The 26,074-nt window shown below is 64.6% G+C and carries 30 protein-coding genes and 1 pseudogene; 25 read left to right on the forward strand and 6 right to left on the reverse strand.

The features are described 5' to 3' along the window. Window positions 1-9 precede the first annotated feature (9 nt). From rpsC to katG, 22 genes are all read left to right on the forward strand, one after another. Entirely contained in the window at window positions 10-696 is a 687-nt protein-coding gene (gene rpsC, locus RTK35_RS23030) for a 30S ribosomal protein S3 (RefSeq protein WP_044411000.1), read from the forward strand. A gap of 12 nt (window positions 697-708) precedes the next feature. After that, the gene (rplP, locus tag RTK35_RS23035) at window positions 709-1,122 is read left to right on the forward strand and encodes a 50S ribosomal protein L16 (RefSeq protein WP_044411003.1); all 414 of its coding nucleotides are present in this window, start codon (window positions 709-711) and stop codon (window positions 1,120-1,122) included. Continuing rightward, window positions 1,122-1,313 carry a 50S ribosomal protein L29 gene (rpmC, locus tag RTK35_RS23040; RefSeq protein ID WP_044411006.1) on the forward strand — a complete coding sequence of 64 codons (192 nt, stop codon included), beginning with the start codon at window positions 1,122-1,124 and terminating at the stop codon, window positions 1,311-1,313. Before rplP ends, rpmC begins: the two co-directional genes overlap by 1 nt. A 2-nt stretch (window positions 1,314-1,315) precedes the next feature. Next, the gene (gene rpsQ / locus RTK35_RS23045; protein ID WP_044411009.1) at window positions 1,316-1,582 is read left to right on the forward strand and encodes a 30S ribosomal protein S17; all 267 of its coding nucleotides are present in this window, start codon (window positions 1,316-1,318) and stop codon (window positions 1,580-1,582) included. A gap of 22 nt (window positions 1,583-1,604) precedes the next feature. Then, window positions 1,605-1,973, forward strand: a complete 369-nt coding sequence (gene rplN, locus RTK35_RS23050) for a 50S ribosomal protein L14 (RefSeq protein WP_003448734.1) — start codon at window positions 1,605-1,607, stop codon at window positions 1,971-1,973. A gap of 12 nt (window positions 1,974-1,985) precedes the next feature. Continuing rightward, a complete protein-coding gene (gene rplX, locus RTK35_RS23055) occupies window positions 1,986-2,300 on the forward strand; it encodes a 50S ribosomal protein L24 (protein WP_069562478.1) in 315 nt (104 codons plus the stop codon). A gap of 19 nt (window positions 2,301-2,319) precedes the next feature. Continuing rightward, window positions 2,320-2,859 carry a 50S ribosomal protein L5 gene (gene rplE / locus RTK35_RS23060; RefSeq protein ID WP_316909093.1) on the forward strand — a complete coding sequence of 180 codons (540 nt, stop codon included), beginning with the start codon at window positions 2,320-2,322 and terminating at the stop codon, window positions 2,857-2,859. Between the two features lie 13 nt (window positions 2,860-2,872). Then, entirely contained in the window at window positions 2,873-3,178 is a 306-nt protein-coding gene (gene rpsN / locus RTK35_RS23065) for a 30S ribosomal protein S14 (RefSeq protein WP_044411017.1), read from the forward strand. Window positions 3,179-3,365: 187 nt separating this feature from the next. Beyond that, a complete protein-coding gene (gene rpsH / locus RTK35_RS23070; RefSeq protein ID WP_069565396.1) occupies window positions 3,366-3,758 on the forward strand; it encodes a 30S ribosomal protein S8 in 393 nt (130 codons plus the stop codon). A 12-nt stretch (window positions 3,759-3,770) separates the two neighbouring features. Further along, a complete protein-coding gene (gene rplF, locus RTK35_RS23075) occupies window positions 3,771-4,304 on the forward strand; it encodes a 50S ribosomal protein L6 (RefSeq protein ID WP_044411021.1) in 534 nt (177 codons plus the stop codon). A gap of 10 nt (window positions 4,305-4,314) precedes the next feature. Beyond that, window positions 4,315-4,665 carry a 50S ribosomal protein L18 gene (gene rplR, locus RTK35_RS23080; protein WP_044411023.1) on the forward strand — a complete coding sequence of 117 codons (351 nt, stop codon included), beginning with the start codon at window positions 4,315-4,317 and terminating at the stop codon, window positions 4,663-4,665. Between the two features lie 3 nt (window positions 4,666-4,668). Further along, window positions 4,669-5,169 carry a 30S ribosomal protein S5 gene (rpsE, locus tag RTK35_RS23085; protein ID WP_044411025.1) on the forward strand — a complete coding sequence of 167 codons (501 nt, stop codon included), beginning with the start codon at window positions 4,669-4,671 and terminating at the stop codon, window positions 5,167-5,169. Between the two features lie 2 nt (window positions 5,170-5,171). Beyond that, window positions 5,172-5,348: a 50S ribosomal protein L30 gene (gene rpmD / locus RTK35_RS23090; protein ID WP_036991154.1), complete on the forward strand. Its 177-nt coding sequence runs from the start codon at window positions 5,172-5,174 to the stop codon at window positions 5,346-5,348. A gap of 3 nt (window positions 5,349-5,351) precedes the next feature. Beyond that, window positions 5,352-5,786, forward strand: a complete 435-nt coding sequence (gene rplO, locus RTK35_RS23095) for a 50S ribosomal protein L15 (protein ID WP_069562476.1) — start codon at window positions 5,352-5,354, stop codon at window positions 5,784-5,786. Next, a complete protein-coding gene (gene secY, locus RTK35_RS23100; protein WP_044411046.1) occupies window positions 5,787-7,115 on the forward strand; it encodes a preprotein translocase subunit SecY in 1,329 nt (442 codons plus the stop codon). It abuts the gene before it with no gap. A gap of 30 nt (window positions 7,116-7,145) precedes the next feature. Then, window positions 7,146-7,262 (forward strand): 50S ribosomal protein L36, encoded by a 117-nt coding sequence (rpmJ, locus tag RTK35_RS23105; RefSeq protein ID WP_003093693.1) that lies wholly within the window; start codon window positions 7,146-7,148, stop codon window positions 7,260-7,262. A 134-nt stretch (window positions 7,263-7,396) separates the two neighbouring features. Further along, complete coding sequence (gene rpsM, locus RTK35_RS23110; RefSeq protein WP_044411054.1) at window positions 7,397-7,753, forward strand: 30S ribosomal protein S13; 357 nt, start codon at window positions 7,397-7,399, stop codon at window positions 7,751-7,753. A 32-nt stretch (window positions 7,754-7,785) separates the two neighbouring features. Beyond that, complete coding sequence (rpsK, locus tag RTK35_RS23115; protein ID WP_003093689.1) at window positions 7,786-8,175, forward strand: 30S ribosomal protein S11; 390 nt, start codon at window positions 7,786-7,788, stop codon at window positions 8,173-8,175. Window positions 8,176-8,191: 16 nt separating this feature from the next. Then, entirely contained in the window at window positions 8,192-8,812 is a 621-nt protein-coding gene (gene rpsD / locus RTK35_RS23120; RefSeq protein ID WP_044411057.1) for a 30S ribosomal protein S4, read from the forward strand. A 22-nt stretch (window positions 8,813-8,834) separates the two neighbouring features. Beyond that, complete coding sequence (locus RTK35_RS23125; RefSeq protein WP_044411060.1) at window positions 8,835-9,836, forward strand: DNA-directed RNA polymerase subunit alpha; 1,002 nt, start codon at window positions 8,835-8,837, stop codon at window positions 9,834-9,836. Window positions 9,837-9,880: 44 nt separating this feature from the next. Further along, window positions 9,881-10,270, forward strand: coding sequence for a 50S ribosomal protein L17 (gene rplQ, locus RTK35_RS23130; protein WP_016490551.1), 390 nt, complete (start codon window positions 9,881-9,883; stop codon window positions 10,268-10,270). A gap of 177 nt (window positions 10,271-10,447) precedes the next feature. Then, complete coding sequence (katG, locus tag RTK35_RS23135; RefSeq protein WP_236214739.1) at window positions 10,448-12,670, forward strand: catalase/peroxidase HPI; 2,223 nt, start codon at window positions 10,448-10,450, stop codon at window positions 12,668-12,670. 46 nt (window positions 12,671-12,716) lie between these two features. On the opposite strand, the gene uvrA is transcribed toward katG, so the two are convergent. After that, complete coding sequence (gene uvrA / locus RTK35_RS23140) at window positions 12,717-15,551, reverse strand: excinuclease ABC subunit UvrA (RefSeq protein WP_316909094.1); 2,835 nt, start codon at window positions 15,549-15,551, stop codon at window positions 12,717-12,719. Between the two features lie 209 nt (window positions 15,552-15,760). Here uvrA and RTK35_RS23145 point away from each other — a divergent pair, with 209 nt between their 5' ends. From RTK35_RS23145 to RTK35_RS23155, 3 genes are all read left to right on the forward strand, one after another. After that, window positions 15,761-17,155 (forward strand): MFS transporter, encoded by a 1,395-nt coding sequence (locus tag RTK35_RS23145; protein WP_316909095.1) that lies wholly within the window; start codon window positions 15,761-15,763, stop codon window positions 17,153-17,155. A gap of 9 nt (window positions 17,156-17,164) precedes the next feature. Beyond that, window positions 17,165-17,659, forward strand: a complete 495-nt coding sequence (locus RTK35_RS23150) for a single-stranded DNA-binding protein (RefSeq protein WP_044411072.1) — start codon at window positions 17,165-17,167, stop codon at window positions 17,657-17,659. Window positions 17,660-17,906: 247 nt separating this feature from the next. Beyond that, window positions 17,907-19,238 carry a hypothetical protein gene (locus RTK35_RS23155; RefSeq protein WP_160158610.1) on the forward strand — a complete coding sequence of 444 codons (1,332 nt, stop codon included), beginning with the start codon at window positions 17,907-17,909 and terminating at the stop codon, window positions 19,236-19,238. On the opposite strand, the gene RTK35_RS23160 is transcribed toward RTK35_RS23155, so the two are convergent. The 5 genes and pseudogenes from RTK35_RS23160 to RTK35_RS23180 all read right to left on the reverse strand — a co-directional run bounded on the left by RTK35_RS23160 (window position 19,226) and on the right by RTK35_RS23180 (window position 25,981). Further along, the gene (locus tag RTK35_RS23160; protein ID WP_222900885.1) at window positions 19,226-20,437 is read right to left on the reverse strand and encodes a PepSY-associated TM helix domain-containing protein; all 1,212 of its coding nucleotides are present in this window, start codon (window positions 20,435-20,437) and stop codon (window positions 19,226-19,228) included. The two genes, RTK35_RS23155 and RTK35_RS23160, sit on opposite strands and share 13 nt — an antisense overlap. 79 nt (window positions 20,438-20,516) lie before the next feature. After that, window positions 20,517-22,931 (reverse strand): TonB-dependent siderophore receptor, encoded by a 2,415-nt coding sequence (locus tag RTK35_RS23165; RefSeq protein ID WP_316909096.1) that lies wholly within the window; start codon window positions 22,929-22,931, stop codon window positions 20,517-20,519. Between the two features lie 106 nt (window positions 22,932-23,037). After that, window positions 23,038-23,994: a FecR family protein gene (locus RTK35_RS23170; RefSeq protein ID WP_316909097.1), complete on the reverse strand. Its 957-nt coding sequence runs from the start codon at window positions 23,992-23,994 to the stop codon at window positions 23,038-23,040. Further along, a pseudogene (locus RTK35_RS23175) lies at window positions 23,991-24,494 on the reverse strand (sigma-70 family RNA polymerase sigma factor); the annotation flags it as partial. The pseudogene RTK35_RS23175 and the gene RTK35_RS23170, both read right to left, overlap by 4 nt. Before the next feature lie 209 nt (window positions 24,495-24,703). Continuing rightward, complete coding sequence (locus RTK35_RS23180; RefSeq protein ID WP_044411084.1) at window positions 24,704-25,981, reverse strand: acetyl-CoA C-acetyltransferase; 1,278 nt, start codon at window positions 25,979-25,981, stop codon at window positions 24,704-24,706. Between the last annotated feature and the right edge of the window lie 93 nt (window positions 25,982-26,074).

Consider the following 26,074-nt stretch of genomic DNA (forward strand, 5'->3'; position numbering starts at 1 on the left):
GTCGATCAGATGGGTCAGAAAGTACATCCCACTGGCATTCGCCTGGGAATCGTCAAGGAGCACACCTCCGTCTGGTACGCAGATAAGCGCACTTATGCCGACTATCTGTTTGCCGATCTGAAGGTCCGTGAGTACCTCCAAGACAAACTAAAAAGCGCGTCCGTAAGCCGTATCGATATCCATCGTCCGGCTCAAACCGCACGCATCACCATCCACACCGCTCGTCCCGGCATCGTGATCGGCAAGAAGGGTGAGGATGTCGAGAAGCTGCGCCAGGACCTGACCAAGCAAATGGGTGTGCCTGTGCACATCAACATCGAAGAGATCCGCAAGCCGGAACTCGACGGTATGCTGGTTGCTCAGAGCGTTGCTCAGCAGCTCGAGCGTCGCGTTATGTTCCGTCGCGCCATGAAGCGTGCGGTACAGAACGCCATGCGTCTTGGTGCCAAAGGCATCAAGATCCAGGTCAGTGGTCGTCTCGGCGGTGCCGAGATCGCGCGTACCGAGTGGTACCGCGAAGGCCGTGTGCCCCTGCACACCCTGCGCGCCGACATTGATTACGCAACCTACGAGGCTCACACCACTTACGGTGTGATCGGTGTGAAGGTTTGGATCTTCAAGGGTGAGGTCATTGGTGGCCGCCAGGAAGAGCTGAAGCCCGTAGCGCCCGCTCCTCGTAAAAAAGCTGCTAAGTAAGGAGTACGCAAAATGCTGCAACCCAAGCGTACAAAATTCCGCAAGCAGATGACCGGCCACAACCGTGGTCTGGCTCACCGCGGTAGCAAGGTCAGCTTCGGCGAGTTCGCCCTGAAGGCGGTTTCTCGCGGTCGTCTCACCGCTCGCCAGATCGAAGCGGCACGTCGTGCCCTGACCCGTCACGTGAAGCGTGGTGGCAAGATCTGGATCCGTGTATTCCCCGACAAACCTGTCACCAAGAAGCCCCTCGAAGTTCGTATGGGTAAAGGTAAGGGTGGCGTCGAGTACTGGGTGGCCCAGATCCAGCCGGGCAAAGTGCTCTACGAGATCGAGGGTGTTTCCGAAGAGCTGGCGCGTGAGGCCTTCGCCCTGGCTGCTGCAAAGCTGCCGCTCGCCACCTCCTTTGTTAAGCGGACGGTGATGTGATGAAAGCGAATGAACTTCGTGAAAAAACCGCAGAGCAGCTGAACGAGCAACTGCTCGGTCTGCTGCGCGACCAGTTCAACCTGCGTATGCAGAAGGCAACTGGCCAGTTGGGGCAGTCTCACCTGCTCTCGCAAGTGAAGCGCGACATCGCTCGCGTCAAGACTGTGCTGAACCAGCAGGCAGGTAAGTGATCATGGCTGAAGCTCAGAAAACCGTCCGCACGCTGACCGGCCGCGTCGTCAGCGACAAGATGGACAAAACCATCACCGTCCTGATCGAGCGCCGTGTAAAGCACCCGATCTACGGTAAATACGTGAAGCGCTCGACCAAGCTGCACGCTCACGACGAAACCAACCAGTGCCGCATCGGCGACAAGGTCACCATCCGTGAGACCCGTCCGCTGGCCAAGACCAAGTCCTGGGCGCTGGTGGAAATCGTCGAACGTGCCGTGGAAGTCTAAGGACTAAGGGTCGGAGAAAGATATGATTCAGACTCAATCCATGCTCGACGTCGCTGACAACAGCGGTGCTCGTCGCGTTATGTGCATCAAGGTCCTGGGTGGTTCGCACCGTCGTTATGCCGGTATCGGCGATATCATCAAGGTCACCGTCAAGGAAGCGATTCCCCGTGGCAAGGTCAAGAAAGGCCAGGTGATGACTGCTGTTGTGGTCCGCACCAAGCACGGTGTTCGCCGTCCTGATGGCTCCATCATCCGCTTCGACGGCAACGCTGCTGTTCTGCTGAACAACAAGCAAGAGCCGATCGGTACCCGCATCTTCGGGCCTGTGACCCGTGAGCTTCGTTCCGAGAAGTTCATGAAGATCGTCTCGCTCGCCCCTGAAGTGCTGTAAGGAGAAGCCGTCATGCAAAAGATTCGTCGTGACGACGAGATCATCGTCATCGCCGGCAAAGACAAGGGCAAGCGTGGCAAGGTGCTCAAGGTTCTCGCTGACGACCGTCTGGTCGTCGGTGGGATCAACCTGGTAAAGCGCCACACCAAGCCGAACCCGATGTCCGGCATCCAGGGCGGTATCGTCGAGAAGGAGGCGCCCCTGCACGTCTCCAACGTCGCCATCTTCAATAGCGAAACCAACAAGGCTGACCGCGTTGGCTTCAAGATCGAAGACGGCAAAAAAATTCGTGTCTTCAAGTCCACCCAGAAGCCGGTTGGCGCTTGAGAATCATAGGTAGAACACCATGGCACGACTGAAAGAGATTTACCGGAAGCAAATCGCGCCCAAGCTGAAAGAAGAGCTGAAGCTGGCTAACGTGATGGAAGTTCCGCGTGTTACCAAGATCACCCTGAACATGGGTCTCGGCGAAGCTATCGGTGACAAGAAAGTCATCGAGAACGCAGTAGCCGACCTGGAAAAGATCACCGGTCAGAAGGCCGTCGTGACCTACGCCCGCAAGTCCATTGCCGGCTTCAAGGTTCGCGAGGGTTGGCCGATCGGTGTCAAGGTGACGCTGCGCCGCGATCGTATGTACGAGTTCCTGGATCGCCTGCTCTCCATCTCCCTCCCGCGCGTTCGTGACTTCCGCGGCCTGAATGCCAAGTCCTTCGATGGTCGCGGCAACTACAGCATGGGTGTGAAAGAGCAGATCATCTTCCCGGAAATCGATTACGACAAAATCGATGCGCTGCGTGGTCTGGACATCACCTTGACCACCACCGCCCGCACTGATGATGAAGGTCGCGCTCTGCTGCGCGCTTTCAACTTCCCCTTCCGCAACTGATTGGAGCAGGAATATGGCCAAACAGAGCATGAAGAACCGCGAGCTGAAGCGTCAGCTGACGGTCGCCAAGTACGCCAAGAAGCGTGCTGAGCTCAAAGCTATCATTGCCAACCCGAACTCCACTCCGGAAGCGCGTTGGGAAGCCCAGGTAGCCCTGCAGAAGCAGCCGCGTGACGCCAGCGCATCGCGCCTGCGTAACCGCTGCCGCATCACTGGCCGTCCGCACGGCGTCTACCGCAAGTTCGGGCTGTCCCGTAACAAGCTGCGTGAAGCCGCCATGCGTGGTGACGTTCCCGGTCTGGTCAAAGCCAGCTGGTGATGTCGAAGGTCGACGCCAGTCGTCGGCCTTTCATGGATGTGCCGAATCAAGCCCCGCAAGGGGCTTGATTCGTTTCTAGGGTCTCTCTAGAATATTCGGCTCGCCCGATTCAGGCCTTCTTGTGCCTGGAGCTCGCAGGTGACTCTAGCCGCAAGGCTATTCTTTTGTATTTAGGAGCAACTAGCCCATGAGTATGCAGGACCCGTTAGCGGACATGCTAACTCGTATCCGTAATGCCCAGATGGCTGAAAAGTCTGTCGTAAGCATGCCGTCCTCCAAGCTGAAGGTGGCGGTAGCCAACGTTCTGAAGAACGAAGGTTACATCACGGGATACCAGGTCAGCAGCGATGTTAAGCCTCTGCTGTCCATCGAGCTGAAGTACTTCGAAGGCCGTCCGGTCATTGAAGAGCTGAAGCGCGTAAGTCGTCCTGGCCTGCGCCAGTACAAGTCCGTCGATCAGCTGCCGAAGGTTCGTGGCGGTCTGGGCGTTTCGATCGTGTCCACCAACAAAGGTGTGATGACTGATCGTGCTGCTCGCGCCGCTGGCGTTGGTGGCGAAGTGCTTTGCACTGTGTTCTAAGGGGGTTGAAGCATGTCTCGCGTTGCTAAGAACCCCGTCAAGCTGCCCGCTGGCGTTGAAATCAAGCTGGCCGGTCAGCAACTTTCCGTTAAGGGCGCCAAGGGCACTCTTGAGCTGAAAGTACATCCGTCCGTGGAAATCCTGCAGGAAAACGGCGAGCTTCGCTTTGCCGCTCGCAACGGCGACCAGCAGAACAAGGCCATGGCCGGTACCACCCGTGCGCTGGTGAACAACATGGTCGTAGGCGTCAGCCAAGGCTTCGAGCGCAAGCTCCAGCTGGTCGGCGTCGGCTACAAGGCTCAGGCCAAAGGCCAAGTGCTGTCCCTGGCTCTCGGCTTCTCCCATCCGGTTGACTACGAGCTTCCGCAAGGCGTAACCGCTGAAACCCCCAGCCAAACCGACATCCTGATCAAGGGTATCGACAAGCAGCTGGTCGGTCAGGTGGCCGCCGAGATCCGCGACTTCCGTCCGCCGGAGCCTTACAAAGGCAAGGGTGTACGTTACGCCGATGAAGTCGTGCGTCGTAAAGAAGCTAAGAAGAAGTAGGGCATAGCAAATGAGCGTAAAGAAAGAAACTCGTCTGCGTCGCGCTCGCAAGGCACGCCTGAAAATGCGCGAGCTGGAAGCCGTACGCCTCTGCGTATACCGCTCTTCCCAGCACATCTACGCCCAGGTCATTTCGGCCGACGGCGCCAAGGTCCTGGCCAGCGCCTCGACTCTGGACAAAGAACTGCGTAGCGGTGCCACCGGCAACGTTGACGCGGCCAAGAAAGTCGGCCAGCTGGTTGCCGAGCGCGCGAAAGCCGCTGGTGTTACCCAGGTAGCGTTCGATCGTTCTGGCTTCAAGTACCACGGTCGCGTCAAGGCGCTGGCCGATGCTGCTCGTGAAGGCGGGCTGGAGTTCTAAGTTATGGCGAACAACGAGCAAAAGCGCGACGAAGGCTACATCGAGAAGCTGGTTCAGGTTAACCGCGTTGCCAAGACCGTAAAGGGTGGCCGTATCTTCACCTTCACCGCGCTGACCGTGGTGGGTGATGGTAAAGGTCGCGTCGGTTTCGGTCGCGGCAAGTCCCGCGAAGTGCCTGCTGCAATCCAGAAGGCCATGGAAGCTGCCCGTCGCAACATGATCCAGGTCGAACTGGATGGCACCACCCTGCAGTACCCCATCAAGTCCGCTCACGGCGCCTCCAAGGTGTTCATGCAGCCGGCTTCCGAAGGTACCGGGATCATCGCCGGCGGCGCCATGCGCGCTGTCCTGGAAGTGGCAGGTGTCCAGAACGTCCTGGCCAAGTGCTACGGCTCTACCAATCCGGTGAACGTGGTTTATGCCACCTTCAAGGGCCTGAAGAACATGCAGTCCCCTGAAGCTGTTGCAGCCAAGCGTGGCAAGAGCGTCGAGGAGATTCTCTGATCATGGCTACTGTAAAAGTTACGCTGGTCAAGAGCGTGAATGGCCGCCTGGCCAACCACAAAGCCTGCGTCAAGGGCCTTGGCCTGCGTCGTATCGGTCACACCGTAGAGGTTCAGGACACTCCTGAGAACCGCGGCATGATCAACAAGGCTTACTACCTTCTGCGTGTCGAGGGTTAATCCATGAAACTGAACGATCTGCGTTCCGCGCCGGGTGCCCGTCGCGAGAAGCACCGTCCGGGCCGTGGCATCGGTAGCGGTCTGGGCAAGACCGGTGGCCGTGGTCACAAAGGTCAGACCTCTCGCTCCGGTGGTACCATCGCTCCCGGCTTCGAGGGTGGTCAACAGCCCCTGCACCGCCGCCTGCCGAAGTTCGGCTTCGTTTCCCTGAAAGCCATGGATCGCGCAGAAGTGCGTACCTCCGAGCTGGCCAAGGTGGAAGGCGATGTCGTCACTCTGCAAGCGCTGAAGGATGCCAACGTGATCAACCAGAACGTGCAGCGTGTAAAAGTCATGCTGTCCGGCGAAGTTGCTCGCGCGGTCACCCTGAAGGGCATCGCCGCCACCAAGGGTGCGCGTGCGGCCATCGAAGCAGCTGGCGGTAAGTTCGAGGACTAAATGGCTAAGCAAGGTGCTCTCTCCGCGCTCAGCAATGGCGGATTGTCCGAGCTCTGGGCTCGACTGCGTTTCCTGTTCCTGGCGATCATCGTCTATCGGATCGGTGCGCACATCCCAGTGCCCGGTATCAACCCGGACCGGCTGGCCGAACTGTTCCGGCAGAACGAGGGGACCATTCTTAGCCTGTTCAACATGTTTTCCGGCGGCGCGCTGGAGCGCATGAGCATTTTTGCACTGGGGATCATGCCGTACATCTCGGCTTCGATCATCATGCAGCTCATGACCGCTATCAGCCCGCAGCTGGAGCAGTTGAAGAAGGAAGGTGAAGCTGGCCGTCGCAAGATCAGCCAGTACACCCGCTATGGCACCGTAGCCCTAGCACTGGTTCAGGCCATCGGCATGGCTGTTGGCCTGGCCAGTCAGGGCGTCGCTTTCTCGACTGATTTCGGCTTCCACTTCGTGGCAGTCACCACCTTCGTGGCGGGTGCATTGTTCATGATGTGGCTGGGCGAGCAGATCACCGAGCGCGGTGTCGGCAACGGTATCTCGATGCTTATCTTCGCGGGCATCGTTGCCGGTCTGCCGAGGGCGATCGGGCAGTCTTTCGAGTCTGCTCGTCAGGGCGATATCAACATCTTCGCTCTGATCGCCATCGGCCTCCTGGCTGTTGCGATCATCGGTTTTGTGGTGTTCATCGAGCGTGGTCAACGCCGCATCGCGGTGCACTATGCCAAGCGTCAGCAGGGCCGCAAGGTTTTTGCTGCGCAGAACAGCCACCTGCCGCTGAAGGTGAACATGGCGGGTGTGATCCCGGCCATTTTCGCCAGCAGTATCCTGCTGTTCCCGGCCTCGCTGGGCGCATGGTTCGGTCAGTCCGAGAAAATGGGCTGGCTGCAGGACCTCTCGCAGGCGATCGCTCCTGGTCAGCCGTTGAACATTCTGCTGTTTAGTGCAGGGATCGTATTCTTCTGCTTCTTCTATACAGCGCTGATGTTCAACCCGAAAGACGTGGCGGAGAACCTGAAGAAGTCCGGTGCCTTTATCCCGGGTATTCGTCCTGGTGAGCAGTCTGCGCGCTACATCGATGGCGTTCTGACTCGTCTGACCATGTTCGGTGCCCTGTACATGACGGCTGTCTGCCTGCTTCCCCAGTTCCTTGTGGTTGCGGCAAACGTTCCGTTCTACCTTGGCGGGACCTCGTTGCTGATCGTGGTCGTGGTTGTGATGGACTTTATGGCCCAAGTACAGTCGCACCTCGTTTCGCACCAGTATGAATCCCTCATGAAGAAAGCCAACCTGAAGGGCTACGGCGGCGGAATGCTCCGCTGACGCAGTGCCGTAAGGTTCTAGGAGTTACTGATGAAAGTTCGTGCATCGGTGAAGAAGCTGTGCCGTAACTGCAAGATCATTCGCCGCGACGGTATCGTTCGCGTGATCTGCAGCGCGGAGCCGCGTCACAAACAGCGCCAAGGCTGAGTGTGATTCACGCGTCGTGAGCCCGGCAGCTAGTGTGCTGCCGGGTTGATTATTCGTTATTACAGCGCTAATATCGCGCGCCCTATTTCTTGGCTTCCGGGGCACCGATAGCTGTCAACTGGAGTTTTCATTGAATGGCCCGTATTGCAGGCGTCAACATTCCAGATAACAAGCACACTGTTATCTCGCTGACCTACATCTACGGTGTTGGTCGCACCACCGCGCAGAACATCTGTGCGGCCACCGGCGTCAACCCGTCGGTGAAAATCAAGGATCTGACCGACGAGCAGCTCGAACAGCTGCGTGGCGAAGTGGCCAAGCTCACCACCGAGGGTGACCTGCGCCGCGAGATCAACATGAACATCAAGCGTCTGATGGACCTGGGTTGCTACCGCGGCCTGCGTCACCGTCGTGGTCTGCCTGTTCATGGCCAACGCACCAAGACCAACGCGCGCACCCGCAAGGGCCCGCGTAAGCCGATCCGCAAGTAATTTTGCGCCCGCGAATCGACAGGAATTAAGTCATGGCTAAGCCTGCTGCTCGTCCCCGTAAGAAAGTCAAGAAGACAGTGGTTGATGGGATCGCCCATATCCACGCTTCTTTCAACAACACCATCGTGACCATCACCGACCGTCAGGGCAACGCTCTGTCCTGGGCGACCTCCGGTGGTTCCGGTTTCCGTGGCTCCCGTAAGAGCACCCCGTTCGCTGCCCAGGTGGCTGCCGAGCGTGCCGGTCAGGCTGCTCTGGAATACGGTCTGAAGAACCTCGACGTCAACGTCAAGGGTCCCGGTCCGGGTCGCGAGTCCGCTGTGCGTGCTCTGAACGCCTGCGGCTACAAGATTGCCAGCATCACCGACGTGACGCCGATCCCGCACAACGGGTGCCGTCCGCCGAAGAAGCGTCGCGTGTAATAGGAGACAGTGAGAAATGGCTCGTTACATTGGTCCCAAATGCAAACTGTCCCGTCGTGAAGGCACTGACCTCTTCCTGAAGAGCGGCGCTCGTGCCCTCGAGTCCAAGTGCAACATCGAATCCGCTCCTGGTCAGCACGGTGCCCGTCGTGGCCGTCTGTCCGACTACGGCACCCAGCTGCGCGAGAAGCAGAAGGTCCGTCGTATCTACGGTGTACTGGAGCGTCAGTTCAGCGGTTACTACAAGGAAGCTGCCCGTCGCAAGGGCGCTACCGGCGAGAACCTGCTGCAACTCCTCGAGTGCCGCCTGGACAACGTCGTCTACCGTATGGGCTTCGGCGCTACCCGTTCCGAGTCCCGCCAGCTGGTTTCCCACAAGGCCATCAGCGTGAACGGCCAGACCGTCAACATCCCCTCCTATCAGGTCAAGGCTGGTGACGTAGTCGCTGTTCGCGAGAAGTCCAAGAACCAGCTTCGCATTGCTCAAGCCCTTGAGCTGTGCGCTCAGCGCGGTCGCGTTGAGTGGGTTGAAGTCGACGCCGACAAGAAGTCGGGCGTGTTCAAAAGCGTTCCGGCTCGTACTGATCTGTCCGCCGACATCAACGAAAACCTGATTGTCGAGCTCTACTCCAAGTAAGGGCTAGAAAATAGGTGCATCCATGCAGAGTTCGGTAAATGAGTTCCTGACCCCTCGCCACATCGATGTGCAAGCGGTCAGCACGACCCGCGCCAAGATCACGCTCGAGCCTCTCGAGCGTGGCTTCGGCCATACCCTGGGCAACGCGCTGCGTCGCATCCTGTTGTCCTCCATGCCTGGCTGTGCAGTAGTCGAGGCCGAAATCGACGGCGTACTCCATGAGTACAGCGCCATCGAAGGTGTTCAGGAAGACGTCATTGAAATCCTGCTCAACCTGAAAGGTCTGGCTGTCAAACTGCACGGCCGTGACGAAGTAACGCTGAACCTGGTCAAGAAAGGCCCGGGCGTTGTCACTGCTGCCGATATTCAGCTGGATCATGATGTCGAGATCGTCAACGGTGACCACGTCATCGCCAACCTGGCGGACAACGGCTCGCTGAACATGAAGCTGAAAGTGGCTCGCGGCCGTGGGTACGAACCCGCTGACGCGCGCCAGAGCGATGAAGACGAGAGCCGTAGCATTGGCCGTCTCCAGCTCGACGCTTCCTTCAGCCCGGTCCGTCGCGTTGCGTACGTCGTGGAAAACGCCCGTGTCGAGCAGCGCACCAACCTGGACAAGCTGGTCATCGACCTGGAAACCAACGGCACCCTGGATCCCGAAGAGGCTATCCGTCGCGCCGCTACCATCCTGCAACAGCAGCTGGCAGCGTTCGTGGACCTCAAAGGTGACAGCGAGCCCGTGGTCGTGGAACAGGAAGACGAGATCGATCCGATCCTCCTGCGCCCCGTCGACGACCTTGAGCTGACCGTGCGTTCGGCCAACTGCCTGAAGGCGGAGAACATCTACTACATCGGCGACCTGATTCAGCGTACCGAAGTAGAGCTGCTCAAGACTCCGAACCTGGGCAAGAAGTCCCTGACCGAGATCAAGGACGTCCTGGCCTCCCGTGGTCTGTCCCTCGGCATGCGCCTCGACAACTGGCCGCCGGCAAGTCTTAAGAAGGACGACAAGGCGACTGCCTGATCGTCGTAATCACCGAACGTCTTAGTTTGGTAAGGAATTGAACCATGCGTCATCGTAAAAGTGGCCGTCACCTCAGCCGCACCAGCGCTCACCGCAAGGCCATGTTCCAGAACATGGCGGTATCGCTGTTCGAGCACGAACTGATCAAAACCACCCTGCCCAAAGCCAAGGAACTGCGTCGCGTTGCCGAGCCGCTGATCACCCTGGCCAAGGAAGACAGCGTTGCCAACCGTCGTCTGGCCTTCGACCGTACTCGTTCGAAAGCCATCGTTGGCAAACTGTTCAATGATCTGGGCAAGCGCTACGCCAACCGTCAGGGCGGCTACCTGCGCATCCTGAAGTGCGGCTTCCGCGCTGGCGACAACGCCCCCATGGCGTACGTCGAACTGGTTGACCGTCCGGTCGCTGGTGAAGTCGAAGCCGCTGCCGAGTAATCGGTCGCTGTGAAGAAACCGGGCCTAGTGCCCGGTTTTTTTATGCCCGCGATCTTGTAAGAGTTATTTTCTATTGTTTTGTTACGGTTAATAAATTGGCTCTCTTTCTGATGGCATTCTAATCTTTCCTCCATCGCCGGCACGGGCCGGTGACGACCTGATAAGGAGCGATCACAGATGAGCCAGAAGCCCACGACCCCCGCCCAAGCCAAGTGCCCCTTTTCCGGTGGCGGTGCGCAGCATTCCGCCGGCGGTGGTACGTCCAACCGCGACTGGTGGCCTAACCAGCTGAACCTGAAGATCCTGCACCAGCACTCCAGCCTGTCCGATCCCCTGGACAGCGGCTTCGACTACGCCGAAGCCTTCAAGAGCCTCGACCTGCAGGCCCTCAAGCGTGACCTCCACGCCCTCATGACCGATTCCCAGGACTGGTGGCCCGCAGACTTCGGCCACTACGGCCCGCTGTTCATCCGCATGGCCTGGCACAGCGCCGGCACCTACCGCACGGCAGACGGCCGCGGCGGTGCGGGTACCGGCAACCAGCGTTTCGCCCCGCTCAACAGCTGGCCGGACAACGTCAACCTCGACAAGGCCCGCCGCCTGCTGTGGCCTATCAAGCAGAAGTACGGCCAGAAGATCTCCTGGGCCGACCTGATGATCCTGACCGGCAACGTCGCCCTCGAGTCCATGGGCTTCAAGACCTTCGGTTTCGCCGGCGGCCGCCGCGATATCTGGGAGCCGGAAGAGGACATCTACTGGGGTTCCGAGCGCGAGTGGCTGGCCACCAGCGAGAAGCCCAACAGCCGTTACAGCGGTGACCGTGACCTGGAGAACCCGCTGGCTGCCGTGCAGATGGGCCTGATCTACGTGAACCCGGAAGGCCCGGACGGCAACCCCGACCCGATCGCCGCAGCCCGTGACATCCGCGAAACCTTCGCCCGCATGGCCATGGATGACGAGGAAACCGTCGCCCTGATCGCCGGCGGTCACACCTTCGGCAAGACCCACGGTGCCGGCGACGCCGCCCATGTGGGGGCTGACCCGGAAACCGCCAGCATCGAAGCCCAGGGCCTCGGTTGGCACAGCAGTTTCGGCAGCGGCAAGGGCTCGGACACCATCACCAGTGGCCTCGAGGTCACCTGGACCCAGACCCCGGCCCAGTGGAGCCACTACTTCTTCGAGAACCTGTTCAAGTACGACTGGGAACTGACCAAGAGCCCCGCCGGTGCCCACCAGTGGGTGGCCAAGGGTGCTGATGCGGTCATCCCGGATGCACACGACCCGTCGAAGATGCACCGCCCGACCATGCTCACCACCGACCTGTCGCTGCGCCTGGACCCGGCCTACGAGAAGATATCCCGCCGCTTCCTGGCGGATCCGCAGGCCTTCGCCGACGCCTTCGCCCGCGCCTGGTTCAAGCTCACCCACCGCGACATGGGGCCGCGTGCCCGCTACCTCGGCCCGGAAGTCCCGGCTGAAGAGCTGATCTGGCAAGACCCGATCCCGGCCGTCGACCACCCGCTGGTAGACGCGCAGGACATCGCCCAGCTCAAGGCACGCATCCAGGCCTCCGGCCTCTCGGTCAGCGAGCTGGTGTCCACCGCCTGGGCCTCGGCCTCCACCTACCGCGGTTCCGACATGCGCGGCGGCGCCAACGGTGCCCGCATCCGCCTGGCACCGCAGAAGGACTGGGAAGCCAACCAGCCCGCGCAACTGGCTCGCGTTCTTGGCGTGCTGGAAGGCATCCAGGCCGACTTCAACCGCTCGCAAGCCGGTGGCAAGAAGGTCTCCCTGGCCGACCTGATCGTCCTCGCCGGTGGCGTGGGCATCGAGCAGGCTGCCAAGGCCGCCGGGCAGGCCCTGGAAGTGCCCTTCACCCCGGGTCGCATGGACGCTTCCCAGGAGCAGACCGACGTCGAGTCCTTCGCCGTGCTGGAACCCCTGGCCGACGGCTTCCGCAACTACCAGAAGGCGCGTTTCACCGTGACCGCCGAGGAGATGCTGGTGGACCGTGCCCAGCTGCTGACCCTCACCGCCCCGGAAATGACCGTACTGGTCGGCGGCCTGCGGGTACTGGGTGCCAACGTCGGGCAGACCGCCCACGGCGTACTGACCCAGCGCCCCGGCACGCTCAGCAACGACTTCTTCGCCAACCTGCTGGACATGGGGACGGCGTGGAAGCCCACCAGCGAAGCCGCCGAGCTGTTCGAAGGCCGTGACCGCAGCAGCGGCGCCCTGAAGTGGACCGCCACCCGCGTCGACCTGGTGTTCGGTTCCAACTCGCAGCTGCGCGCCATCGCCGAGGTCTACGCCAGTGCCGACGCCCAGGCGAAGTTCACCCAGGACTTCGTCGCCGCCTGGACCAAGGTGATGAACCTCGACCGCTTCGACCTGGCCTGATCCACCGCTCCACGAAAAAGCCCCGCATCTGCGGGGCTTTTTCGTATCAGGCGCGGTCGCGCTCCAGCAACGGCTTGAGGAAGTGCCCCGTGTGGGACTGCGGCATCGCCGCCACCTCCTCCGGCGTACCGGTGGCGATGATCTGGCCGCCCTTGGAACCGCCTTCCGGGCCCAGGTCCACCAGCCAGTCGGCGGTCTTGATCACGTCCAGGTTGTGCTCGATGACCACCACCGTGTTGCCGTGGTCCCGCAGCCGGTGCAGCACGTCCAGCAGTTGCTGGATGTCGGCGAAGTGCAGGCCCGTGGTGGGCTCGTCGAGGATGTACAGCGTCTTGCCGGTGTCGCGCTTGGACAGCTCGCGGGACAGCTTCACCCGCTGCGCCTCGCCGCCGGAGAGGGTGGTCGCCGACTGCCCCAGGCGGATGTACGAAAGGCCCACGTCCATCAGCGTCTGCAGCTTGCGGGCGATGGCCGGCACGGCATCGAAGAACTGGCGCGCCTCCTCGATGGTCATGTCCAGCACCTCGGTGATGCTGCGGCCCTTGTACTTCACCTCCAGGGTCTCGCGGTTGTAGCGCTTGCCCTTGCACACGTCGCACGGCACGTAGATGTCCGGCAGGAAGTGCATCTCCACCTTGATCACGCCGTCGCCCTGGCAGGCCTCGCAGCGGCCGCCCTTCACGTTGAAGGAGAAGCGGCCCGGCCCGTAGCCCCGCGAGCGGGACTCCGGTACGCCGGCAAACAGCTCGCGGATCGGCGTGAACAGCCCGGTGTAGGTCGCCGGGTTGGAACGCGGCGTACGGCCGATGGGGCTCTGGTCGATGTCCACAACCTTGTCCAGGTGCTGCAGCCCGTCAAAGCTGTCGTGGGGGGCTGCCTCCAGGGTGGTGGCGCCGTTCAGCGCCGTCGCGGTGATGGGGAACAGGGTGTTGTTGATCAGCGTCGACTTGCCCGAGCCGGACACACCGGTGATGCAGGTCAGCAGGCCGACCGGGATCTCCAGGTCGACGTTGCGCAGGTTGTTGCCGCGCGCGCCCTTGAGCTTCAGCGACTTCTTCTTGTCGCGGGGCGTGCGGGTGGCCGGCACCTCGATCTTCACCCGACCCGACAGGTACTTGCCGGTGAGCGAATCCGGGTGGGCCATCACCTCGTCCGGCGTGCCTTCGGCGACGATCCGGCCGCCATGCACGCCGGCACCCGGGCCGATGTCCACCACATAGTCGGCCAGGCGGATGGCGTCCTCGTCGTGCTCGACCACGATCACCGTGTTGCCCAGGTTGCGCAGGTGGGTGAGGGTGGCCAGCAGGCGCTCGTTGTCACGCTGGTGCAGGCCGATGGACGGCTCGTCGAGGATGTACATCACCCCCACCAGGCCGGCACCGATCTGGCTGGCCAGGCGGATGCGCTGGGCCTCGCCACCGGAGAGGGTGTCGGCGCTGCGGTCCAGGGTCAGGTAGTCCAGGCCGACGTTCACCAGGAACTGCAGGCGCTCGCGGATCTCCTTGAGGATCTTCGCCGCGATCTCACCCTTGCGCCCCGGCAGCTCCAGCACGCCGAAGTAGTCCGAGGCCTCGCCCACCGGCAGGCCGGTCACTGCCGGCAGCGTCTTCTCGCCGACCCACACATGGCGCGCCTCGCGGCGCAGGCGGGTGCCGCGGCAATCCGGGCAGGGCTGGGTACTGAGGAACTTCGCCAGCTCCTCGCGCACGGTGTTGGATTCGGTCTCGCGGTAGCGCCGCTCCAGGTTCGGGACGATGCCCTCGAAGGGGTGGGAGCGCTTGACGATGTCGCCACGGTCGTTGAGGTAGCGGAAGTCCACGTCCTCGCGGCCGCTGCCCTGCAGGATCACCCGCTGGTGCTCCGGCGCCAGGTTGTCGAACGGCTCCTCCAGGCTGAAGCCATAGTGCGCGGCCAGGGAGCCGAGCATCTGGAAGTAATAGACGTTGCGCCGGTCCCAGCCGCGGATCGCGCCTTCGGCCAGGGTCAGCTCGCCGTTGACCAGGCGCTTGGCATCGAAGAACTGCTTCACCCCCAGGCCATCGCAGGTCGGGCAGGCACCGGCCGGGTTGTTGAAGGAGAACAGCTTGGGTTCCAGCTCGCTGATGGAGTGGCCGCAATGGGGGCAGGCGAAGCGCGCGGAGAAGATGATCTCCTCGCCCGGCTCGTCGTCCATCGGCGCCACCAGCGCAATGCCGTCGGCGAGGTTGATCGCCGTCTCGAAGGATTCCGCCAGGCGCTGCTGCAGATCGCCGCGCACCTTGAAGCGGTCCACCACCACATCGATGGAGTGCTTCTTCTGCTTGTCCAGCTTGGGCAGCTCGTCCAGCTCGTAGAGGCGGCCGTTGACCCGTGCGCGGACGAAGCCCTGGGCGCGCAGTTCGTCGAACACCGCCAGGTGCTCGCCCTTGCGCTCGCGGATCACCGGCGCCAGCAGCATCAGCTTGCGGCCCTCGGGCATGGCCAGCACCTGGTCGACCATCTGGCTCACGGTCTGCGCCTCCAGCGGCACATCGTGGTCCGGGCAGCGCGGCGTACCGGCGCGGGCGTAGAGCAGGCGCAGGTAGTCGTAGATCTCGGTGATGGTGCCCACCGTGGAACGGGGGTTGTGGCTGGTGGATTTCTGCTCGATGGAGATGGCCGGCGACAGCCCCTCGATGGTGTCCACATCGGGCTTTTCCATCATCGACAGGAACTGCCGGGCATAGGCCGACAGCGATTCCACATAGCGCCGCTGGCCCTCGGCGTAGAGCGTGTCGAACGCCAGGGACGACTTGCCCGAACCGGATAGCCCGGTGATCACGATGAGCTTGTCGCGGGGGAGGGTGAGGTCGACGTTCTTCAGGTTGTGGGTACGTGCCCCACGGATGAGTATCTGGTCCACAGCGGCCTCGCATGGCGAGCGGAAAACGCCCGAGTATACGGGTGCCCCCAGGGGCGCGGCAAAGCGGCACGGCAGTGTCCTGACGGGCCGGGACTGCTAGAATGCGCCGCATTTTTCCGGCGCAGGCAGCAGCCGCGCACCCGGGGACCGGGTGCCAGCGCCCGACGCGGGGCATGACGCATTCCCGCACTTCCTGTCACGAGGCATCTATGCACGATCCCCATTCCGAACGCATGAGCGGTCGCGAGACCCGCGCCGCCTGTGGCCTGGCGCTGGTGTTCGCCTTCCGCATGCTCGGCATGTTCATGGTATTGCCGGTCCTGGCCACCTACGGCCAGGACCTAGCCGGCGCCACCCCGGCGCTGATCGGCCTGGCCATCGGCGCCTACGGCCTGACCCAGGCGGTGCTGCAGATCCCCTTCGGCATCGTCTCCGACCGCATCGGCCGCCTGCCGGTGATCTACATCGGCCTGCTGATCTTCGCCGCCGGTGCCGTGCTGGCCGCCAACGCCGACTCCATCTGGGGCGTCATCGCCGGGCGCGTCCTGCAGGGGGCCGGGGCCATCTCCGCTGCGGTCATGGCGCTGCTCTCCGACCTCACGCGCGAGCAGCACCGCACCAAGGCCATGGCCATGATCGGCATGAGCATCGGCGTCTCCTTCGCCGTCGCCATGGTGGTCGGCCCCTTGGTCACCCGTGCCTTCGGCCTGGCCGGGCTGTTCTGGATCACCGCTGCCATGGCCCTGGTCGGCATCCTGATCATCGCCCTGTTCGTCCCCCGCGCCGCCTCGCCGCTGCAGCACCGCGAATCCGGCGTGGCCCGCCAGGCGTTGCTGCCGACCCTCAGGCACCCCGACCTGCTGCGCCTGGACTTCGGCATCCTCGCCCTGCACGCCGTGCTCATGGCCAGCTTCGTCGCCCTGCCGCTGGCGCTGGTGGAGAAGGCCGGCCTGCCCAAGGAGCAGCACTGGTGGGTCTACCTCACCGCACTGCTGGTGGGGTTCTTCGGCATGGTCCCGTTCATCATCTACGCCGAGAAGAAGCGCCAGATGAAGCGCGTGCTGATCGGCGCCGTCAGCGTGCTGGCCGCCTGCGAACTGTTCTTCTGGGCCTTCGGCGACACCCTGAGCGCCCTGGTCATCGGCACCATCGTCTTCTTCACCGCCTTCAATCTGCTGGAGGCCTCGCTGCCCTCGCTGATCAGCAAGGTCGCCCCGGCCGGCGGCAAGGGCACCGCCATGGGCGTCTACTCCACCAGCCAGTTCCTCGGCGCCGCCCTCGGCGGCATCCTCGGCGGCTGGTTGTTCCAGCATGGCGGCCTGTCCGTCGTGTTCATCGGATGTGCGGCGCTCTGTGCGATTTGGGTCGCCATTGCTGTTACTATGCGCGAACCTCCGTACGTGACCAGCCTGCGCCAGCCGCTCGATGCAGCGGCCCTCGGCGATGCGACGCTGGTCCCGCGTTTGCTGGCTTTGCCCGGAGTGGCGGATGCCGTGGTGGTGGTCGAAGAAGCCGCCATCTATATCAAAGTGGATACCGAAAAACTGGACCGCACGTCCCTGGAGCGCCTGATCAAGCCGGCGCCCGAACGTGCTGAAGCCTAGGAGAACGTTATGGCCCGTGGGGTTAACAAAGTCATTCTGGTCGGCAACGTCGGCGGCGACCCTGAAGTCCGCTACATGCCCAACGGCAACGCCGTGACCAACATCACCCTGGCCACCAGCGAGAGCTGGAAGGACAAGCAGACCGGCCAGCAGCAGGAGCGCACCGAGTGGCACCGCGTGGTGTTCTTCGGCCGCCTCGCCGAGATCGCCGGCGAATACCTGCGCAAGGGTTCCCAGGTCTACGTCGAAGGCAGCCTGCGCACCCGCAAGTGGCAGGGTCAGGACGGCCAGGACCGCTACACCACCGAAATCGTCGTGGACATCAACGGCCAGATGCAACTGCTCGGCGGTCGTCCCGGCAGCGATGGCGACTCCGCCCCGCGCGCCCCGCGTCCGCAGCGCGAGCCGCAGCAGTCCGCCCCGCGCGAGTCCCGTCCGGCTCCGCAGCCGGCCGCCCAGCCGGCCCCGGACTACGACAGCTTCGACGACGACATCCCGTTCTGAGTCGAGCCGTCCGGCACAGACAAAGGCGCAGCCCCCAGGCTGCGCCTTTTTCGTTTCAGGAGGATGAAAAGCGGCGCCTGCCGAAGCGGTTATCCACAGCCGTTCGTCGTCTTTCGGAGAGGCCTGCAGCCCGCGTGGGACGGGACTTTGTGAATGCAAAATCACATTCAGGCCGGGCTCTGGACGCTGGCAAACCGCCTCTATAGGCTTGCCCACCATTCCATCGACCGCCCTCCCGGAACCCACCATGAAACTCAACGGACTGACCGCCGTTCTGCTTCTGGCCGGCCTGCCCCTGTGCAGCATCGCCAGCCCCTACCAGACCCTCGCCCGTGACGCGGAAAGCAGTGCCCGCTGGGGCCTGCTCGGCAGTGCCGCCGAGCAGTACCGCGCCATCCTCGCCGACCCGAGCCTGAGCGCCAGCCACCCCCGCGCGCGCCTGGCCCTGGCCAAGGTCTATGCCGACGCCCTCGACTACCCGGCCGCCAAGGCCGAGCTGGCGCGGCTCAAGCAGGACGCCCCCGACTCCGCGGAGGCCAAGGAAGGCGCCAAGCTGGCCAAGCGCATCGCCAAGAAGCTCAAGACCCACACCTTCGGTGGCCGCGTCGCCGTGGCCCGGGTGCATGACACCGACACCGCCAACGCCAGTGCCGGCATGACCCAGGACCCCTCGTTCGATGACGAGGACGACGAGGACATGGACGACATGGCCTTCGAGGACGACGACAGCCTCGACGACCTGCTCGACGACATCGACCTGGACGAAGACGACCTGGCCGACGACGGCGAAGACGAAGACGACGACACCGCGCCCACCCCGGTCGCCAAGCCCAAGTCCACCGTCCACGACAACCGCTGGCAGGCCGCCGGCAGCCTGCGCTACGGCTACGGCTTCGACGACCGTGGCAGCCGCTGGAACCTCGGCGCCAACATCGCCCAGGCCCGCCAGGACGACCGCGATGAACTCAACCGGCAGACCTGGGCGGTCTCCACCGGCCCCACCTTCGTCATCCCGGCCTGGCGCCTGAAGATCAACGCCGCCGTCACCTACCTGCAGCTCTACAAGGACCACCAGTACGACCTCTCCAGCACCATCTGGTCCCTGGGCGCCAGCCACAAGCTGAACCGCGTGCTGGAGCTGTACACCCGCTACAACTACGAGAACCGTGGCCTGGAGAACGACAGCCCGCTGGACATCGAAGTCGACACCTTCAAGGTCGGCACCCGCTTCAAGCCCACCGGCAAGGACAGCTTCGACCTCAGCTACTCGCCCAAGGTGGAAGACAACGACAAGCGCAACAAGGACAAGGAGCAGGAAGGCTGGAAGATCAGCTACGCCCGCAAACTGCCCTGGGACAGCTTCGCCAGCGTCGCCTACAGCCGCCGTCACACCGACTTCAAGCACGACCCCTCCGGCAAGGAAGAGGACGAGACCAAGCACGTCGTCACTCTCGGTCACAAGCTCACCAAGGACCTGGTGATGACCGTCAGCTACGAGCACAAGGACAAGGACTCCAACCTGCCCGGTCGTGACAAGAACAACGAAAGCACCTCCCTCGGCCTGAGCTACAAATTCTGACCGAAAGCGGCTCGCCGCCCCTCGCGGGCGCGGGCCGCACTGGCGCGCCGGGCCTGCCGCTTGCGCCACCAGATGACCACGCCGGTGACGCTCAGCCCGGCGATGGCCAGCCCCAGCAGCGCGATCACGATGCGCCCCGGCAACCCCGCGATGCGCCCGCCGTGGATCGGCGCCTGCAGCCGGTAGAAGCGCTCACCCGGCGTGCCGCGCCCGGCGACCTCCGCGCCGATCAGGCGGCCGTCGGCCCCATCGAAGAACAGCCACGACTTCTCCAGCGGGTTGGCGTCGTGACCGCCGAACCCCGCCCCGAAGAAGTTGTACTCGACGCTGTAGTACAGCTCGCCGATGCCCCCCTCGATGCCCTGCCGCGCGCCTTCCGCCTGCGCCAGCCGGTACACCTGCTGGTAGTCCAGGCGCGTTTCCCCCAGTGCCTCGCGGGGCATCTGGCTGCGCTGCTGGTAGGTGCTCGGCGGCGCCTCGGAGAACAGCGACACCACCGGCTTGAACACCGGCTCCGGCAGGTTCATCGCCACGCTGCTCACCGCCACCGGCAGGAGCAGCAGCCACAGCCAGAGCCCGCCGGCGCGGTGCTGGTCGAGGGTGCGTCGGTAGCGGCCGGCGCCGCGCTTCAGCGTCCAGGCCGTCCACCATTTCTTCAGGAAGGGCCGCCCACGGGGCAGGGTCAGCCAGGCGCCGGCGAAGCAGTCGATGACCCAGAGGATCGCCACCAGCCCCATCAGGATCAGCCCCCAGTTGCCCGGCAGCGCCAGGGTGTAGTGGAACTCCAGCAGGAAGGGGATGAGGTTCTGCGCCTGCAGGCAGCAGGCGCCCCACTGGCGCATGCCCAGCTCGGCGCCGCTCACCGGGTCCAGGTAGATCACCCGGTGGTGCAAGTCGTAGGGCGCACCGGTGGCCGGGTCGGTACGGGGCACCGCAGCCATCAGCGCCGAGTGGCCGGCTTCGTCCGGCACCTCCATGTACCAGACCTGCAGGCGCGGCTCGGCCTGCTCGATGCGCTGCACCAGCTCGCCCGGCGACAGCAGCGGCCCCCGCGCGGGCGCGTGGTAGAAGGCCGGGTTCAGCCATTCGTCGATCTCGTGCTGGAAGGCCAGCAGGCTGCCGGTGAGCCCGGCGAGGGCGAGGAACAGCGCCGTGGCCAGGCCGAGGTAGCGGTGCAGCAGGACGATAAGGGGGCGCATGGGCGCGTTCCTGTGGCAAGTCTGTCGCGCACATGGACGAGGCCGCCCCGGCGCCGGGGCAGCCTCGTCCAGGCGCCGGTCAGAACTGGTAGCTGAGGGTGGCGGTGACGTTGCGCTGCTCGCCGAAGTAGCAGAAGTCCAGGCTGTAGCACGAGGCCACGTAGTCCTCGTCCAGCAGGTTGTTGGCGTTCAGCGCCAGGTCCATCCCGGGCAGGCCCACCTTGCCCAGGTCGAAGCCGATCAGCGCATCCACCAGCGTGTAGGACGGCACGTGCAGCGTGTTGGCGCGGTCCGCCCAGCTGCGGCCCACGTAACGTGCCCCCAGCCCGGTGCGCAGGCCGTCCAGCGCGCCGGCATCGAAGCGGTACTCACCCCAGATCGAAGCCATGTGCTTCGGCGCCTGGTTCGGCGTGTTGCCCCGGGAACCGTCCAGTGCCTGGGTGTAGGTGATGTCGGTGTAGGTGTAGCTGGCCAGCAGGCGCAGGCGTTCGCTCAGCTGGGCATTGGCCTCCAGCTCCAGGCCCTGGGAGCGCACCTCGCCCACCGACTCGTAGTAGCTGTACTGCGGCAGCTTCGACGCCACGTTCTGCTGGACGATGTGGAACAGCGAGGCGGTGTACAGGCTGTTGCTGCCCGGCGGCTGGAACTTCACCCCGGCCTCCCACTGGGTGCCCTCGGTGGGCTCCAGCGGCTTGCCGCTGGCATCGGAATAGGCGTTGGGGTTGAACGACTCGGAGTAGCTGACGAAGGGCGCCACGCCGTTGTCGAACAGGTACAGCACCCCCGCGCGGCCGGTGAAGCGGCGCCAGTCGGCCTCGCTCCTGGTCCCGCTGGTGCGGTTCTCGTCGGAGACCGACACCCAGTCCTGGCGCATGCCCAGGGAGAAGCGCCAGCGGTCCAGGTCGATCAGGTCCTGCACGTACAGGCCGGTCTGCTCCAGGCGGCGGGAGTGGTTGTCCGGGTACAGGGTGCCCAGCGTCGCGTTGCCGTAGGCGGGGTTGAAGGCATCCAGCGGTGAGACGCTGGCCGAGGTCCAGTCCACGCGCGTCTTGCGATTCTGGTAGTCGAGGCCGGTGAGCAGGGTGTGGCGCGCGCTGCCGGTGTCGAATTCGGCCTGCAGCATGTTGTCGACGATGTAGGCCCGCAGCTTCTCGCTGGCGCCGGAGTAGTAGCGGGTCAGGGTGTTGGCCGTCGGTGCCGTCCACTGGTAGCCGTAGACCTGGGACAGGTCCACGCTGGCGTCCAGCACCCGCAGGTTCTGCCGCGCGCTCCAGACGTCGTTGAAACGGTGCTCCAGCTGGTAGCCGGCCATCCGCTGGGTGCGGTCGAAGTCGTCCAGCCCCGGCTCGCCGTCGAAGAAGTCGCGGTCGATGCGCTGGCCGTTGTGGGGATGCAGCGCCCCGTCGGCCGGCACGCCGCTGTGGTAGCCGCCGTTGGGGTCGTGCTGCAGGTAGCCCAGCAGGGTCAGCGAGGTGTCCTCGCTGAAGTCGATGGAGAGGGACGGCGCGATGGCGTAGCGCTCCTCGCGGGCGTGGTCGAACTGGGTGTCGCTGCCCTTGCCCAGGCCCACCACGCGGTAGGCGATGTGCTGCTCCTCGTCCAGCGGGCCGCTGAAATCGAAGCCCAGGCTCTTCTGGTTCATGTTGCCCACCGAGGCCTGCACCTGGTGGTAGGGCGTGTAGAGCGGCTTCTTGCTGGTCAGCGCTACCAAACCGCCCGGCAGGCTGCGGCCGTAGAGCACGGACGACGGGCCCTTGAGCACGTCGATGCGTTCGAGGAAGTACGGGTCCACCTGCAGCGAGCTGAAGGTGCCGCTGTCGCCCATGGTCTTCAGGCCGTCGAGGAAGACGTTGTCCACGCTGTTGTCGGCGAAGCCGCGCATCACGATGTAGTCGTAGCGGTTCGAGGCGCCTACCTGGCCGGTGAAGATCCCGGGGGTGTAGCGCACCGCCTGCTGCACGGTCTTCGAGCCCTGGTCGTCGATCTGCTCACGGGTCACCACCGACACGCTCTGCACGGTTTCCAGCAGCGGCTTGCTGGTCTTGGTCGCCACATGGCTGTGGGTCGCCTGGTAGCCCTCGGCGCTGCCCAGGGCATTGCCCAGCGCGAACACCTGGGTGCTGCCCAGTTCCAGCGCCGCGTCCGAGGGCGCTTCGCGCAGCACGAAGCGGCCATCCCCCAGGGGCTCGGCCTGCAGCGGCGTGCCTTGCAGCAGGCGGGCGAGCCCTTCCTCCACCCCGAAGTGGCCCGACAGCCCCGCGCTGTTCAGGCCCCGGGTCTGCTCCGGCGTCGCCGACAGGCTGATGCCCGCCTCGCGGGCGAAGCGGTTCAGCGCCTCGGCCAGCGGGCCGGCGGGAATCGCATAGCCCTGGCTGGCGCTGGCCTGGGCGGTCTGCGCCGAGGCGCTGGCGGGCAGCAGGGGCGTGGCGAGGGCGGCGGCGATCAGAGCGCCGCGAACGGCAAGGGCAAGGCGGGAAGGGCAGGAAGCGCGCATGACAGGGTCCGTGGTTGGCAAGGTGAATGGGTGTTATTCCCATTGCCGGGCTTCGCCGGAAAACCCGCCAAAAAAATTCGCAGGGATCATCGGTCGGCTGCTCCGCTCAGGCCCGTGCCTCCACCGTCACCCACCAGCGGGTCCGGTAGCGCAGCTGCACGGGCAGCGTCTGTGGCAGCAGTGCCAGCAGCCGCTCGGTGTCGTCCAGCCGGTACACCCCGGACAGCCGCAGGTCGGCCACGGCCTCGCTGCAGGCCAGGCGGCCGGGGCGGTAGCGGGCCACCTCCGCGACGAAATCCCCCAGCCGCACATCGCGGGTGACGATCAGCCCATCCGCCCAGGCGCCCGGCTCCATGGCCGGCGGCGGCAGCTCGCGGACCTCGCCGGCACGGACTTCGACGGTGCGCCCAGCCCCCACCGTGCGGCCCCCGGTGCCGCCGTGCAGCACCTCCACCTCGCCGCCCAGCACGCAGAGGCGCAGCGCCCCTGCGTCCAGCCGGGCGACGAAGCGCGCGGCCCGGGTACGCAGCCAGCCCTGTGCGCTGCGCAGGTGCAACGGTTCGGCCTGGGGCGCTGCCTCCAGCAGGATCTCGCCCCGGCGCAGGTGCACCTGGCGCTGGCCCGCCGCCATGCGCAGGTCCACCGCCGAGTCGGTGTTCAGCAGCAGGCGGCTGCCATCGGCCAGGCGCTGGCCGTGGCGCTCACCCGTGGCGGTGGCCAGGTCCGCGGTCAGGCGCTCCCAGGGCGTCAGGTCGCGGCTCAGCCAGAGCGCCGCGCCCCCCACGGCCGCCCCGGACAGCAGCTTCAGCGCCTGGCGCCGGCGCAGGCCGGCACGGGCGTCTTCCAGCACCTGGCGCGACTGCGGCAGGGCGCGCAGGCCGACGCCCAGTTCCTGGTCCAGCTGCTGCACCCGCTGCCAGGCCAGTTCGTGGCTGGCGTGCTGGTTGCGCCAGTGCTCGCAGGCCTGCAGCGCGCCAGTGTCGGGCTGGCCGCGCAGGCGCAGCATCCAGGCGATGGCCTGGCGCACCACCTGATCGTCGGGTTGAGCGGGGCGCGGGGTCATTCGGCGAACCGCAGCTGGTAGCAATGGAACAGCGCATCAGCCACGTAGCGCTCCACCGAGCGCAGGGAGATGCCCATGCGCTCGGCCACCTCGCGGTGGGTCAGCCCTTCGCACTGGGCCAGCAGGAAGGCCGTGCGGACCTTGGGCTTGAGGCGGTCCAGCAGCGCCGCGATCTGCTCCAGCAGCTCCAGGACCAGCTCGCGGGTCTCGGGGGAGGGCGCCTCGGCCTCCGGCACCTGGGCCAGGGCCTCGCGGTAGGCCCGCTCCAGCTCCTCGCGACGCCAGTGATCGATCACCAGCCCACGGGCCACGGTGCGCAGGAAGGCGCGCGGGGTGTGCAGCTCCAGCGCCTCGCCCTTGCCCAGCAGGCGCAGGAAGGTGTCCTGCGCCAGGTCGGCGGCATCCGCCGCGTTGCCCAGCTTGCTGCGCAGCCAGGACTTCAGCCAGCCGTGGTGCTCGCTGTACAGCGCCTGGATCGAAAGGGAAGAGGCCATGGGGTCACCGCGAGAAGCAGTATCAAATGAAAATTGATCGCATTTTCTCGGCGGCGAGGGGTTTTGGCAATAACCCGCCCTTGGGGGCGTTGAGGTGCGCCTGGTGGCGCTGGCGCGCGGACGAAAAAAAGGGCGGCCCTGCACGCAGGGCCGCCCTAAATCACGGAGTTGCTTACATCGCGTGGCCGCGATGACTTGCGGCCACGGGTATTGGATTACTTCTCCAGGATTGCAGTCACACCCTGACCGCCCGCCGCGCAGATGGAAATCAGCCCGCGGCCCTGGCCCGCTGCATCCAGCAGCTTGGCGAGGTTGGCGACGATGCGACCACCGGTCGCCGCGAAGGGATGGCCGGCGGCCAGGGAGCTGCCCTTGACGTTCATCTTGCTGCGGTCGATGGCGCCCAGCGGCTGCTCCAGGCCGAGGCGGGTCTTGCAGTACTCGGCGTCTTCCCAGGCCTTGAGGGTGCACAGCACCTGGGCGGCGAAGGCCTCGTGGATCTCGTAGTAGTCGAAGTCCTGCAGGGTCAGCCCGTTGCGTGCCAGCAGGCGCGGCACCGCGTAGACCGGCGCCATCAGCAGGCCTTCCTTGCCGCTGACGAAGTCCACCGCAGCGGCTTCGCCGTCCTTGAAGTAGGCGAGGATCGGCAGGCCGCGTGCCTTGGCCCACTCCTCGCTGGCCAGCAGCACCACCGAGGCGCCGTCGGTCAGCGGGGTGGAGTTGGCGGCGGTGAGGGTGCCGCGCGGGCCGCGCTCGAACACCGTCTTCAGGGTGCCGAGCTTCTCCAGGTTGATGTCCGCCCGCAGGTTCTGGTCGCGGGTCAGGCCGAGGAAGGGGGTCATCAGGTCGTTGTGCCAGCCCTCGGCATAGGCCGCCGCCAGCTTCTGGTGGCTGGCCACGGCGAGCTTGTCCTGCTCGTCGCGGGGGATGGCCCAGGTCTGCGCCATCAGCTCGCAGGACTCGCCCATGGACAGTCCCGTGCGCGGTTCGCCGTTGCGCGGGATGTGCGGCGCCAGGTGGCGCGGGCGCACCTTGAGCAGGGTCTTGATCTTGTCGGCGGTGGTCTTGCCGCGGTTGGCCTCCAGCAGGATCTTGCGCAGCTCCTCGTGCACGCCGATGGGGGCGTCGGAGGTGGTGTCCACGCCACCGGCGATGCCGCTCTCGATCTGCCCCAGGGCGATCTTGTTGGCCACCAGGATGGCCGCTTCCAGGCCGGTGCCGCAGGCCTGCTGGAGGTCGTAGGCGCTGGTTTCCGGCGCCAGGCGCGAGCCGAGTACGCATTCGCGGGCCAGGTTGAAGTCCCGGGAGTGCTTGAGCACCGCCCCGGCGACGAATTCGCCGATGCGCTCGCCGTGCAGGTTGTAGCGCTCCACCAGGCCTTCCAGTGCGCTGGTCAGCATCTGCTGGTTGGTGGCGGTGGCGTACACCGTGTTGGAACGGGCGAACGGAATGCGGTTGCCGCCGACGATGGCGACCCGGCGCAGCTGGGTCATGGGTGACTCCTTGCCTGGGAAATGGATGCGGGGTGCAGCAGGTGGGCACAAGACTAGCCGCCAGGCCATCCCTCGCATTGGCCGCCTTGCCGG

Origin of the sequence: Pseudomonas sp. zfem003, assembly GCF_032621675.1 — a bacterium.
Classification (GTDB): Bacteria; Pseudomonadota; Gammaproteobacteria; order Pseudomonadales; family Pseudomonadaceae; genus Metapseudomonas; species Metapseudomonas otitidis.

What these genes read in the sequence shown, in the direction of transcription:
- RTK35_RS23170 (WP_316909097.1), bottom strand. Translation starts at nt 23,994, where the DNA reads ATGACCCCGCGCCCCGCTCAACCCGACGATCAGGTGGTGCGCCAGGCC.
- rpsE (WP_044411025.1), top strand. Translation starts at nt 4,669, where the DNA reads ATGGCGAACAACGAGCAAAAGCGCGACGAAGGCTACATCGAGAAGCTG.
- rplE (WP_316909093.1), top strand. Translation starts at nt 2,320, where the DNA reads ATGGCACGACTGAAAGAGATTTACCGGAAGCAAATCGCGCCCAAGCTG.
- rpsC (WP_044411000.1), top strand. Translation starts at nt 10, where the DNA reads ATGGGTCAGAAAGTACATCCCACTGGCATTCGCCTGGGAATCGTCAAG.
- RTK35_RS23125 (WP_044411060.1), top strand. Translation starts at nt 8,835, where the DNA reads ATGCAGAGTTCGGTAAATGAGTTCCTGACCCCTCGCCACATCGATGTG.
- RTK35_RS23150 (WP_044411072.1), top strand. Translation starts at nt 17,165, where the DNA reads ATGGCCCGTGGGGTTAACAAAGTCATTCTGGTCGGCAACGTCGGCGGC.
- rpsD (WP_044411057.1), top strand. Translation starts at nt 8,192, where the DNA reads ATGGCTCGTTACATTGGTCCCAAATGCAAACTGTCCCGTCGTGAAGGC.
- rpsK (WP_003093689.1), top strand. Translation starts at nt 7,786, where the DNA reads ATGGCTAAGCCTGCTGCTCGTCCCCGTAAGAAAGTCAAGAAGACAGTG.
- rpmJ (WP_003093693.1), top strand. Translation starts at nt 7,146, where the DNA reads ATGAAAGTTCGTGCATCGGTGAAGAAGCTGTGCCGTAACTGCAAGATC.
- rplN (WP_003448734.1), top strand. Translation starts at nt 1,605, where the DNA reads ATGATTCAGACTCAATCCATGCTCGACGTCGCTGACAACAGCGGTGCT.
- rpsQ (WP_044411009.1), top strand. Translation starts at nt 1,316, where the DNA reads ATGGCTGAAGCTCAGAAAACCGTCCGCACGCTGACCGGCCGCGTCGTC.
- RTK35_RS23145 (WP_316909095.1), top strand. Translation starts at nt 15,761, where the DNA reads ATGCACGATCCCCATTCCGAACGCATGAGCGGTCGCGAGACCCGCGCC.
- rplO (WP_069562476.1), top strand. Translation starts at nt 5,352, where the DNA reads ATGAAACTGAACGATCTGCGTTCCGCGCCGGGTGCCCGTCGCGAGAAG.
- rpsN (WP_044411017.1), top strand. Translation starts at nt 2,873, where the DNA reads ATGGCCAAACAGAGCATGAAGAACCGCGAGCTGAAGCGTCAGCTGACG.
- rpmC (WP_044411006.1), top strand. Translation starts at nt 1,122, where the DNA reads ATGAAAGCGAATGAACTTCGTGAAAAAACCGCAGAGCAGCTGAACGAG.
- secY (WP_044411046.1), top strand. Translation starts at nt 5,787, where the DNA reads ATGGCTAAGCAAGGTGCTCTCTCCGCGCTCAGCAATGGCGGATTGTCC.
- rplR (WP_044411023.1), top strand. Translation starts at nt 4,315, where the DNA reads ATGAGCGTAAAGAAAGAAACTCGTCTGCGTCGCGCTCGCAAGGCACGC.
- RTK35_RS23155 (WP_160158610.1), top strand. Translation starts at nt 17,907, where the DNA reads ATGAAACTCAACGGACTGACCGCCGTTCTGCTTCTGGCCGGCCTGCCC.
- rplQ (WP_016490551.1), top strand. Translation starts at nt 9,881, where the DNA reads ATGCGTCATCGTAAAAGTGGCCGTCACCTCAGCCGCACCAGCGCTCAC.
- RTK35_RS23160 (WP_222900885.1), bottom strand. Translation starts at nt 20,437, where the DNA reads ATGCGCCCCCTTATCGTCCTGCTGCACCGCTACCTCGGCCTGGCCACG.
- RTK35_RS23165 (WP_316909096.1), bottom strand. Translation starts at nt 22,931, where the DNA reads ATGCGCGCTTCCTGCCCTTCCCGCCTTGCCCTTGCCGTTCGCGGCGCT.
- katG (WP_236214739.1), top strand. Translation starts at nt 10,448, where the DNA reads ATGAGCCAGAAGCCCACGACCCCCGCCCAAGCCAAGTGCCCCTTTTCC.
- rpmD (WP_036991154.1), top strand. Translation starts at nt 5,172, where the DNA reads ATGGCTACTGTAAAAGTTACGCTGGTCAAGAGCGTGAATGGCCGCCTG.
- rpsM (WP_044411054.1), top strand. Translation starts at nt 7,397, where the DNA reads ATGGCCCGTATTGCAGGCGTCAACATTCCAGATAACAAGCACACTGTT.
- rplP (WP_044411003.1), top strand. Translation starts at nt 709, where the DNA reads ATGCTGCAACCCAAGCGTACAAAATTCCGCAAGCAGATGACCGGCCAC.
- rplX (WP_069562478.1), top strand. Translation starts at nt 1,986, where the DNA reads ATGCAAAAGATTCGTCGTGACGACGAGATCATCGTCATCGCCGGCAAA.
- rplF (WP_044411021.1), top strand. Translation starts at nt 3,771, where the DNA reads ATGTCTCGCGTTGCTAAGAACCCCGTCAAGCTGCCCGCTGGCGTTGAA.
- RTK35_RS23180 (WP_044411084.1), bottom strand. Translation starts at nt 25,981, where the DNA reads ATGACCCAGCTGCGCCGGGTCGCCATCGTCGGCGGCAACCGCATTCCG.
- rpsH (WP_069565396.1), top strand. Translation starts at nt 3,366, where the DNA reads ATGAGTATGCAGGACCCGTTAGCGGACATGCTAACTCGTATCCGTAAT.